The sequence below is a fragment of the uncultured Mobiluncus sp. genome (assembly GCF_947254095.1).
Taxonomy (GTDB): Bacteria; Actinomycetota; Actinomycetes; order Actinomycetales; family Actinomycetaceae; genus Mobiluncus.
The window spans coordinates 44,628-55,124 of record NZ_CAMYBV010000014.1 but is presented as its reverse complement, the minus strand read 5'-3'; the positions used below and the strand labels follow the sequence as shown (position 1 = coordinate 55,124).

Genomic DNA, 10,497 nt, shown 5'->3' with positions numbered 1-10,497 from the left:
TGGCGCAGCTGCAGGGTAAACTGCGGGTCGGGATTATTGAAGGCGATATTGAGACGCCCCTGGATGCCGAGCGTTTGGGCGGTTACGGCGCCCAGATTTCGCTGTTGAATACCGGTCACGGTTTCGGCGGGGAATGTCACCTGGATGCCCCGATGGTGCATCATGCTCTGGACGACTTGGATCTCAGCCAGCTGGATTTGGTCATTATCGAAAACGTGGGCAACTTGGTATGCCCGGCCGAGTTCGATGTCGGTGAAACCGCGAAAGCTATGCTGTTCTCAATCACGGAGGGCGAGGACAAGCCGTTGAAGTACCCGGTCATGTTCCGCTCGGTGAAAATCGTGGTAGTAAACAAGATGGATTTGGCTCCCTACTTGAACTTCGACATGGACAAATTCCGTAGCTACCTCGAACAGGTCAATCCGGGCGTGAAAGTTATCGAAGTCTCTGCCCAGAATGGCGACGGTGTCGACGCGTGGGTTAAATGGCTGAAAGAACTTTGAATAAGTCATCTGAGCTTTGCGAAAAGGCATGGCACTTTTTGCCCGGTTTTTAGGCTCAACTGCGAAAACGCGGTAGGATAATAGCATGGACGTTGTTGTCCAAGTTCATTACTACTGAGGGACCGCATATGAGCTATGAGATTAAACCTTGGCGGGCGGGTACGCTCGCGGAAAACCTTGCCAGTGCCGGCGTGAGCCGACGTGACTTTGTCAAGTTCTGTGCCGGTTTGGCAGCTATCTTCGCGGTGGGGACTCCCGAACTGGCTCATGCCTCTGCAGCACGGACGGCCGGTGAAGAACTGGCTGACAAGCTGGGAGCCATCACGAAACCCAATGTGGTCTGGCTCCAGCTGCAGGAATGCACCGGATGCATGGAATCTACGCTGCGCTCCGGCGGCACCACAGTGGAAGAAGTCGTCCTGAATCTGCTGTCCGTCAACTACAACGAGCTGGTGATGGCAGCCTCCGGGGAAGCCGCTGAAAAAGCCTTGGATGACACGAACGCCAAGGAACACATCCTGGTCGTCAACGGTTCCATTCCACTCAAGGACGGTGGTATCTATTGCACCATCGGCGGTAAGACCACCGAACAGATACTGCGGGAATCCGCAGAGAACGCCACCATGATTCTGGCAGTCGGAGCTTGCGCGGTCTTTGGTTCAGTGCAGGCTGCCAAGCCCAATCCCACCGGTGCGGTTGGGGTGGATGAAATCATCAAGGACAGGCAGGTCATCAACGTGTCCGGCTGTCCTCCGATTGGCGAGGTCATCACGGCTTCCTTGGCGTACATCTTGACCCACGGCAAAGCTCCCGAACTCGACTCCGAGGGTCGTCCACTCTTTGCCTACGGTCAGCGTATCCATGACTCGTGCCCACGTCGTCCGCACTTCGACGCCGGACAATACGTGCGCAGCTTCGACGATGCCGGAGCCCGCGAAGGCTGGTGTCTCTACGATGTAGGCTGTAAAGGACCTTCTACCTTTAGCCCCTGCCCCATTTTCCAGTGGAACCTCAAGGCCGGTTGGCCTATCGGCGCCGGTCACCCCTGTATCGGCTGTACGGAACGGGATTTCTTTGACCGTTTCACTCCTTTCTACCAGAAACTGCCTACAGTTCCTGGTTTCGGAATCGAAGTTACTGCCGAAAAGGTTGGTCTGGGTCTGACCGGTCTCGTCGCTGCCGGGGTGGCTGCCCACGCTGGCGTGACCGCCGCTCGTGCCGCCGCTGACCGCAAGGCCACCAAGAACTCCCCGATGGCCGCATTCGGCGACACTCCCACCGGTTCCCCGAACCCGTCATCAACCGAGCAAGCTACTGAACAGAACAGCGAGGCTAAGTAATGGCAGAGAAAGTTGTTATTGACCCGTTGACCCGTATTGAGGGTCACCTGCGCATTGAGATGGAAACCGAAGGGAAGCAGATTAAGAAAGCCTGGAGCGTCAGCACGCAGTTCCGCGGTATCGAAACCATCGTCCAAAATCGTGATCCTCGTGATGTGTGGGCATTCGTCCAGCGTATTTGCGGGGTGTGCACCTCGGTACACGCCATCGCTTCCATCACCGCGGTAGAGGATGCGATTGGCTCCAACCCACCGGAAAATGCGCGGTTGATTCGTTCCTTGGTCCTAGGTTCGCAAGAAATCCAAGATCACGTCATTCACTTCTATCACCTGCACGCCCTGGACTTCGTCAACGTGGTGAACGCCGCAAAAGCGGACCCCCAGAAAACCGTGGAGTTCGCTCAATCCATCGGCTCGAAGTGGCGGGGCAACAACCTGAAACGTTTCACGGAAGTTCGAGACACGATTAAACAGATTCTCGAGTCCGGTCAGCTGTCGATTTTCACCGGCGGCTACTGGGATCACCCGGACTACCGACTGCCTCCCGAAGCCGACCTGATGTGCGTGGCGCACTACCTGGACGCTCTGGAGTTCCAGCGGTCCATGATTCGGATTTGCACGGTGTTTGGCGGCAAGAACCCCCACCCCAACTTCCTGGTGGGCGGCATGGCTTGTTCTATCGACCCGAACTCGTCAGAGTCCATCAACCAGGTACAGATGGATCAAATCAAGACCTGGATTGACGAAATCATCGAGTTTGTCAATGACTGCTACTACCCCGATGTATTGGCGATTGCCGGAGTTTACAAGGACTACTTCGATATTGGCGCAACCCACCCGAACTACCTCGCGGTCGGTTTGGCCGGGTCCATTTTTGCTGGTGATCCCAATAAGTCCCGTATCTCCTCTTCGCACACGGCCATTAAGCCGGGGGTCATCATGGACGGAGACATCAGCAAGGTTCTCCCCTTCGATCCACACAAGATTGAAGAGTTCATCAGCTCGGCTTGGTACGAGTACTCGGTGGGGGACGATAAAGGTTTGACCCCGGACAAGGGTGAAACCACCGTCAAGTACACCGGACCCGAGCCGCCTTTTGAATGGCTGGGTGACAACGATAAGTACACCTGGTCGAAAGCGCCCCGCTATGACGGCAAACCGATGCAGGTCGGTCCGATAGCGCGGATGATATTGGCGTATGCGCAGGGGTACGAGCCAGTCAAACAGATACTTGACCAGGCTATGGCAACCCTGGGGATTACCCCGGCACAGCTCAACTCCACGATGGGTCGGACGTTCGCTCGCGCCGCCGAGGCCAGGGTTTCTTCCCAGCTGCTGTTGGAGGACTACAACGCCCTGGTCGACAACATTAAGGAAGGCCGGATTGACGTTTTCGATGCCAGCAAGTGGGAACCGTCCAGTTGGCCGGCAGAATGCCAAGGTTACGGGTTCGTTGAGGTCGCCCGCGGTAACTTGTCCCACTGGGTCTCCATTAAGAACAGCAAGGTCGAGCGGTACCAGGCGGTCGTACCGACCACGTGGCTGGCCGGTGGACGTGATGCCAACGGCGTGACCGGCCCTTATGAAGAATCCTTAATGGGTACCGGCACGCACCCCCTGTTGGATCCGAAAGCGCCGCTGGAACCGATGCGCACCATCCACTCTTATGATCCGTGCATGTCCTGCGGGGTTCACATCCTCGATCCAGACGGTAATCTGGTTGGCGAGGCGGTGACCTCATGAGTACCGAGAGCACTCCTGCCCCGGAGGCGTTGACCGGAGGCACGGCCACGGGAACCGTGCAGGCCAGCCCGGTTTCCGGCACGTCCCCGCAGGGACAAAACCAGATTCAGTTCTTTGCGGCGGACAGCAACCAGGCGAACGGTATCGAGGTTGGCGGCGGATTCAGCTGTTCTGACCTGTCGATGCGTCGTCTCTTGGCGATGGCTGCGGTATCCCCTGAGGGCAGCACCGATCCGGTAGATGTCGCTCTCAAGGAATCTCTGCGCTATCGCTTCCGCCATGGCGCACCGAACGTCGATATTCCCGAAAAGGATTTCGACCCCCCGCGCGATCGCCGCTATTCCCTGGCGCGTATCTCTGACATGAAACGTACCAAGACGGGCGAATCCAAACAGACCGTGATTGTGCGCGGCGACTTGGAATCCGTCATGAACGTGGCGCAGCCCAAACGTGCCCAGCGCACCCTGTTGCGCAAGAACGCCCAGATGGCGGGCTCGCGTGGCTACCGCTGCTTGGGAGTCGCCACCGCTACCGTGGACGAAAACGGTGAGCTAACTCCATTCCAGATGGAAGGTTTCGTCAACGTCCGCCCGGTCGGCACCGGCTTGCAGGGCGACGAACTGACCCCCACCACGGAGGACTGGGTCCGCTTGAGCGTATGGTCTGCAAGTCTGCGTTTCCTGCACTGGCTGAACGTACTGTTGATTGTGTTGCTGTCCATCACCGGGTACTACATCATGGATCCGTTCTTTGGTGACACGTTCTTCCGTGGTGTCGAAATCGGATACCTGATGGGGATTATGCGGTTCATTCACTTCACCGCAGCTTTTACCTGGATGGCGGTCGGCGCGGTTCGGGTCTTTATCGCTTTCGTTTCCAAGGACCGCTATATGCGCTGGGAAACGTTCTGGCCGTTAAAGAAAAAACAAGATTGGAAACACCTGGGCGAGACGTTGGGGTTCTACCTGTTCCTGCGCAAGGAAAGTCCGCTGTACGTGGCACACAACCCGCTGCAGCAGCTCACCTACACGTCCATTTACGTGCTGGGCGCTTTCCAAATGGTAATTGGCCTGGCGCTTTACGCCCTGCCACACCGTAATGAGAACCTGTTCTGGCAATTAATGGCTCTCCCGAATGACTGGATTGGCATTCAACAAATGCGGTTGATTCACGCTGCCATTATGTTCATATTCTGGGCGTTCGTGATTGCGCATATCTACCTGGCTTTCCGCGCGGATTCCCTGGAACGTCACGGTGGTATCTCGGCTATGATTTCCGGCGGCGTGTGGATGCGCCGCACGTCAAAGCCGGTTGACGCCCCCGAACTGTAGAAAGGTTTTGATGGCTCAAAAGCCTGCCGCGATTACTCAAGCGGATCGTTCCGCTGAGTGTTCCCATTCACCAGACGCCCCGGACCAGCTTGATGGTCAGGTTCCGTTGCCGGATATTTCCGACGTCGATGCCACCGGCTGGGCCGGAGCGCGTTTTACCGTCCTGGCGGTGGGTAACCCGATTATGGGTGACGACGGTATCGGCCTACAGATTTTGGCCGGCCTCCAGCAGCTCCTACCGACCCGTCCTGCCTGGCAGGCTGCGCAAAAGGTCGGGGAGTTGGCTCTGCTGGAGGGCGGCACCGGCGGTATGGAGCTGGTGCCGGTGGTGCAGGAATCAGAACAGCTGTTGATTCTGGATTCGGTGGCTCCCGGCAACGGACGCGCTCCCGGTCAAGCCCTGCACCTGAGCGGGGACCACGTCCCGCGCCTGCTGTCCATGAAAATGTCGCCTCACCAGGTCGGTTTGCTCGACATTTTGACTTCGGCCCGCCTGACCGGCAAGGAACCGCGCGTGCTCGAAGTTGTCGGGGTGGTCAGCGAACACGTGGATTTGTGCCTGGGTCTAACCCAGAGCGCCCAAAGCGGTATTCCTCGCGCGGTCGAACTCGCAGCGGAAGTCCTCGATTCCTGGCTCAGCTGAAACCCCTACGCGGACTACGCGAACTACGCGGACGAGGATTCCGCGGCGTGGCTGGCGTCCGCCGGCTCGGTATCCCACTGCACCCAGGCAATTTTGAACTCACGCCCGTGAGTCAAGTTGCCGGTGGGCATCCCACATTCCGGGCAGGCCAGGGCGAAAAACTCATCAATGGGCACATCCCGCGCGCACCGCGAACAGTACACGCTGGCGGGAATCATGGTGACTTCCAGTTCTGCTTCGGCGCAGATACTGTCCTGCCGGGCAATGGGCCAGGAACCGTAGAGAGCCTCTGGAATTGCCTCCGACATGGTGCCCACATCGAGCGCAACTTTTTCAACTCGGGTAACCTGGGAATCAGCCTGAGCGGCCGCATTTTCGACCGCTGCCACCACCGAAGTTAACAGCCCAAGTTCATGCATAAACTAATTGTCTCAGGAGAATCATGAAAATCAATCTTGACGAAATCATCGACCCGATGGAGGGACGCATCGTCGTCACCCACGATTCTTCCGGCCACCCCCACGCCCGCTTTGACCTGCAGGGTTTGCCGCGGGTGGACGCCATGTTGGAGAGCCAGACCGCGCTCGCAGCCCTGAAAATAACCGAGCATCTGTGCGGGATTTGCCCGGTGGCGCATCACCTGGCCGGGACCCGGGCGCTGGACGTCTTGAGCGGTTTGCCTCCGATTGCTCCCGCGGCGCAGCTCACCCGCCGACTGCTGCACTACGGGTCGATTGTGGAGGCCCATTCGCTGCGGTTTTTAATGCAGGACCGTGACGCCGGGGTGACGCTGAAACGGGTGTCGAAAAAGATGCTGGTCGCGGCCGGTTCGCCGGGTCATTTTCCGGCGACGGCAGTACCCGGCGGGGTCAGCGTGTGGCCCACTACCCCGGCCTTGTGCGACCTGTCCGCAGACCTCGCCACCGCACGGGACGCTGCCGCAGCCCTGTGCGATGCGGCTTTAGCATCCTCCCCCGAAGCGGCTGGGACCGGCGACTTTACCGGAGCGGACGTGGCTCTCATTGACGCTGACGGTAACCCTGACGTGTTCGGGACCAAGGTCAGAGTGGTGCGGGGTACCAGCACGGTGGACGAGTTTGATTTTTCGCGGTGGAATGAGCGGGTCACGGAGGAAATTCCGGGCTCCCCCGCCCCGCGGCCATACTTGCGAGCTGACGGACCTGAGAACGGGCGATACCGGGTCGGTCCGGTCGCCCAGCTTTCCATCGGTACTTTGCCCACCCCGCGGGCGGCGGCGGCACAAGCGCGGTGGCTGGCTGGCGCACGCGACGCTGCCGGGGCGCGGGCCATCATTACTTTGCATGTCTTGGAACGGACCGAAGCCTTGACCCAGCAGCTCACTCAACTCGTGGAAAGCTCTGACCTGAGAGAACTCGTGGACCCGACGACCGTGCAGTTCACTCCCGGTAGCGGGACCGGACTGGTGGACGGACCGCGCGGCATCCTTGCCCATACCTATACCATCGGAGCCGACAGCACGATTCAAACGGCCCGTATCCTCACCCCCACCGCTCAAAACGAACCCTGGCTGGCGCAACTGCTGACCCAGGCTTATGCCCTAGACCAGGCACAACAGGCCGGCGCTTGGGAACAATCCATTCGCGAAGCCGACCCCTGCCTACCCATCAGTTCTGCCCCTGCCGGCCAGATGGGACTGAAAGTCGAAAACGTCTAGAATAGGGAGAGCGGGAGCGGTTCGGCTACCGATTCGCGTCCCCCGGCGGAAAGGATCCAGTCATGTGCGTAGGAGTGCCCTGCCAGATTTTGTCGATTACCCCCGGCGTGATGCCGATGGGACGGATCGACGTGGCTGGTCAAGTGCAAGACGCCTGCATGGCCTACGTTCCCGAAGCGCGGGTGGGTGATTATGTCCTGATTCAAAACGGGTTCGCGATGAACCTGCTGACCGCTGAGGAAGCTCAGGAATCCCTGGACACCTGGCGGGAACTGGGCATGATTTCCTAGCGTCTTCCCCCAGTTCACCGATATTTTCCGCTGAGTGGTTCATGTGCCGGTGCAATATGTTCCGATTTTTTATCAAACCTGCGAGACACGCTAGAATGAATGCTAGGTTTTATCCTCATATTGAAAAGGACTCATAATGGCATGTTTTCTTGTTCCCACCGCTGAAGCTGTCGCGGTGACGGCTGTGAAAAAGCATCTCGCTCACAAGGCCGCGACTGGCGAAGCCTCGGAAAAATCCGCCCGTACCCTGGTTTTGGTTCGCAAACTGAACTGGCTGACGAACCTGCTGTGGGGCGGGGCTGTGCTGTTGATGTTTGAACACTTCTGGCATGGCGAAGTCGTGCCGTATTTCCCCTTCCTCACGGCGGCCGCCAACCCTGACGATGCGCGACAAATGCTCTTTGAGATGAGCACTGTCGGAGTCGGAATGGCAGTGCTGGTGACGGTCGTATGGGCAGTCGGACTCGCGGTCATTCGCGCCACCGAGCGCCGCAGCGTCTCCGAGATGAACCCGAAAGCGTAAGGAGCCAGACATGACCCTATTAATTACTCTCTTTGCCGCCATTGCCTCGACCGCGTGGTGGTATTCCCACGCTCCGCAATCCAAAATGCGGGTAGACCTGCTGTGCTGGATGTACTGGGGCGCTTCCCTGATGTGGATTGTGGACTTGATTTCTGAATACATCGCAGACGGTGTTGAGGTGTTCAACCCCGAGCCTCTCGATATGCTCAATGATGCCTACTTGGGCCTGTTTGTGGTGGCCTTGGGCGGCATGATTTGGGCGGTTTACTTGATTGTCAAGGATCCGCGTGGCGTGCGTCCCCCGCTGGATGCCCCGGTCACTACGGAAACCCCCGCAGAAGTTGCGGATTCGGTTTCTGTCGGCTAGTTTTCACTAGAGAGACTTTCCACAAATTCGACATTCTCCCCGGTCAAGCACTTTGACCGGGGAGATTTTTTGTCACAAGGGCGGGGTCGGGGTTTCCACCAGCGTTGTGGTGCTGTGCCCGCGCCGCCGCTAGTTTTCGATGACCTTGTCAGCGTCGCCGCCCACCGCGACTTGAATCTTGCGCGGCTTGTTCTCTTCGGCGACCGGAATAGTCACGGTCAGGACCCCTCCTTCATACGAGGCGGCAATCCGATCGACTGCCAAGCCGTATCCCAAGGTCAGCTGGCGAGCAAAGGTCCCGGCGGGACGCTCGCGGTTCAACCAGTGCAGGTCCTCACCCTCGGTGGGTTTGCGCTGGGCAGAGATAGTCAAGGTGCGGTCCTCGACGTCGATGTCAATAGTCGCGGGGTCCACTCCGGGCAGATCCACGCGGGCGACGAACTTGTCACCCTCCCGGTATAGATCCAAGGGCATCGCCGGGGTCGCCGGCGAGTGCATCGCGGTGTTGAACATGCGATCGATTTCAGCAAACGGGTCACGATAAGTAGCCATGATTTGTATCCTCCAGTTAGTTTTTCAGTTTCTCGTTTTCAGTTTTCGGCTGCGGTTCCGGTTTTTCCGGTTCCATTCAGTACAACAACCAGATTAGCACTCTTATTCCCAGAGTGCCAGCTAAACTTGATACGCCTAGGCTCAACTTTGTATTTTTTGACACGTATGTGCTGGTAGAAGGTATAAATTAAGCTGAGGGAAAATCCGGCAAGGGCCGCCGCAAAACCGTTAAAACCGGTAGTCGTGGATGAAATCGACCAGCCGGTGAACCTCGGCGGGATCCGATTCTGGATCCAACCGGCCCGCCACGTTGAAAACATGAGCAGGCGCACTCAACCCGGATTCCAGCACCTGACGCGCTGCGTCCCGCACCTCATCACCACCGAGCAAAATAAGGTCCGGGTCGAGGTTACCCTGCAGGACTTTGCCCGGCGCGATTCTGGCCGCCTCCGCTAGGGTCAGCTCCTCGCCGATACCCAGCACATCAACGTAAGGGACGACCGATGACAGCAAATGTTCAGCGCCGAGGCTGCAAGAAATCCTGGTGATGTCATCGTCAAACTCATCGAAAATTTCTCGCGCGTAAGATTCCGCTAGGCACGCATACTCCCCCTCGGTCAGCGTGCGCACCCACGGATCGACCATCTGGATGACTTCGGCTCCCCCCCGCACTTGTGCAGCCAGGAAATTCCGCACCAGGCTCGAAGTCCAGCCCATCAACCGCTCCCAGTTGCGGGGCTGGGACTGCATGAAGATGCGGGTCTGCAGGTTTTGCGGGGCGTTGGCGGAGCCTTCCACCAGCAACGACGACAGTACGAAAGGCGCTCCGGCGATGGCGATGAGAACCTTTTCCGGCGCGAGCTCGCTGCGTTGTGCCCGGCTGACAGCCTCGATCCGCGACCAATCGGGGTCGGGCAGAGCCAGAACTCGATCCACGTCCATAGTGGAGCGCAGGGGCCGCAGGGGCTCGCCGTTGGGATCAATCTGGCGCGCCAGGTCAAAACCTACCAGCCGCAAGGGAAACAGCACGTCAGAAGTGCACAGGGCGGCGTCAACATCGAATTGCTGCACCGGGGTCAGCGCGGTGTTGACCCCAATTTCAGGGAGCAGACAATAATCCACCTGTTCGCGTCCGCTCAAATCCTGCCAATTGTCAGGGTGCTGAAACACGGACTGCCCCAAGAACCACACCGGGGTGGAAGCAGGACGTTTTCCGCGGTAAGCCTGGCGGATAGGGGCATCGATTGTTGCCGCCGTGTGAGCTGCTTCTGTCTCGTTCACAAGGTGTTCCTGGTCACTTTCCACGGTCGTTTTTCCCCCTCTTTGTGATTAAGTGTAGCTCTCCGGGCCAAATTCCACGCTCATAATCGAGAATTTATACCCTAAAATGCTGACTCTGTTTGATGGGGATAGTCACGCGATTAAAAACCATTGGCGGGAGCCTCACTGGAGGTTCCCGCCAATGGTTCTACCGCAGAGAGCCAGTCTCTCGGTTTATGCAGTTATGTTC

General features: G+C 58.3%; 12 protein-coding genes. 9 read left to right on the top strand and 3 right to left on the bottom strand.

Going from position 1 to position 10,497, the window contains the following annotated elements; all coding sequences use genetic code 11:
* From hypB to Q0X47_RS06195, 5 genes are all read left to right on the top strand, one after another.
* On the top strand, positions 1-503 hold a 503-nt coding region (gene hypB / locus Q0X47_RS06215; RefSeq protein ID WP_297723954.1), incomplete at its 5' end, for a hydrogenase nickel incorporation protein HypB.
* A gap of 128 nt (positions 504-631) precedes the next feature.
* Positions 632-1,843: a hydrogenase small subunit gene (locus Q0X47_RS06210; protein WP_297723952.1), complete on the top strand. Its 1,212-nt coding sequence runs from the start codon at positions 632-634 to the stop codon at positions 1,841-1,843.
* Positions 1,843-3,585: a nickel-dependent hydrogenase large subunit gene (locus Q0X47_RS06205; RefSeq protein WP_297723950.1), complete on the top strand. Its 1,743-nt coding sequence runs from the start codon at positions 1,843-1,845 to the stop codon at positions 3,583-3,585. The genes Q0X47_RS06210 and Q0X47_RS06205 overlap by 1 nt, the downstream gene beginning before the upstream one ends.
* Positions 3,582-4,916, top strand: coding sequence for a Ni/Fe-hydrogenase, b-type cytochrome subunit (gene cybH, locus Q0X47_RS06200; RefSeq protein ID WP_297723948.1), 1,335 nt, complete (start codon positions 3,582-3,584; stop codon positions 4,914-4,916). The genes Q0X47_RS06205 and cybH overlap by 4 nt, the downstream gene beginning before the upstream one ends.
* A 10-nt stretch (positions 4,917-4,926) precedes the next feature.
* Complete coding sequence (locus Q0X47_RS06195) at positions 4,927-5,559, top strand: hydrogenase maturation protease (protein WP_297723946.1); 633 nt, start codon at positions 4,927-4,929, stop codon at positions 5,557-5,559.
* A gap of 23 nt (positions 5,560-5,582) precedes the next feature.
* Here the strand turns inward: Q0X47_RS06195 and Q0X47_RS06190 are convergent, their stop codons facing one another.
* Positions 5,583-5,978, bottom strand: coding sequence for a hydrogenase maturation nickel metallochaperone HypA (locus tag Q0X47_RS06190; RefSeq protein WP_297723944.1), 396 nt, complete (start codon positions 5,976-5,978; stop codon positions 5,583-5,585).
* Between the two features lie 23 nt (positions 5,979-6,001).
* Here Q0X47_RS06190 and Q0X47_RS06185 point away from each other — a divergent pair, with 23 nt between their 5' ends.
* From Q0X47_RS06185 to Q0X47_RS06170, 4 genes are all read left to right on the top strand, one after another.
* On the top strand, positions 6,002-7,255 hold the full coding sequence (locus Q0X47_RS06185) for a reducing hydrogenase subunit alpha (RefSeq protein ID WP_297723942.1): 1,254 nt from the start codon (positions 6,002-6,004) through the stop codon (positions 7,253-7,255).
* A 62-nt stretch (positions 7,256-7,317) separates the two neighbouring features.
* On the top strand, positions 7,318-7,545 hold the full coding sequence (locus tag Q0X47_RS06180) for a HypC/HybG/HupF family hydrogenase formation chaperone (RefSeq protein ID WP_295027885.1): 228 nt from the start codon (positions 7,318-7,320) through the stop codon (positions 7,543-7,545).
* A 136-nt stretch (positions 7,546-7,681) separates the two neighbouring features.
* Positions 7,682-8,068, top strand: coding sequence for a hypothetical protein (locus tag Q0X47_RS06175; RefSeq protein WP_297723940.1), 387 nt, complete (start codon positions 7,682-7,684; stop codon positions 8,066-8,068).
* A 10-nt stretch (positions 8,069-8,078) separates the two neighbouring features.
* Positions 8,079-8,435 carry a hypothetical protein gene (locus tag Q0X47_RS06170; RefSeq protein WP_297723938.1) on the top strand — a complete coding sequence of 119 codons (357 nt, stop codon included), beginning with the start codon at positions 8,079-8,081 and terminating at the stop codon, positions 8,433-8,435.
* Between the two features lie 129 nt (positions 8,436-8,564).
* On the opposite strand, the gene Q0X47_RS06165 is transcribed toward Q0X47_RS06170, so the two are convergent.
* Together Q0X47_RS06165 and Q0X47_RS06160 are read right to left on the bottom strand one after the other, a co-directional pair.
* Positions 8,565-8,987 carry an Hsp20/alpha crystallin family protein gene (locus Q0X47_RS06165; RefSeq protein WP_295027891.1) on the bottom strand — a complete coding sequence of 141 codons (423 nt, stop codon included), beginning with the start codon at positions 8,985-8,987 and terminating at the stop codon, positions 8,565-8,567.
* Positions 8,988-9,215: 228 nt separating this feature from the next.
* Positions 9,216-10,268: a uroporphyrinogen decarboxylase family protein gene (locus Q0X47_RS06160; RefSeq protein ID WP_297723935.1), complete on the bottom strand. Its 1,053-nt coding sequence runs from the start codon at positions 10,266-10,268 to the stop codon at positions 9,216-9,218.
* Positions 10,269-10,497: the final 229 nt, after the last annotated feature.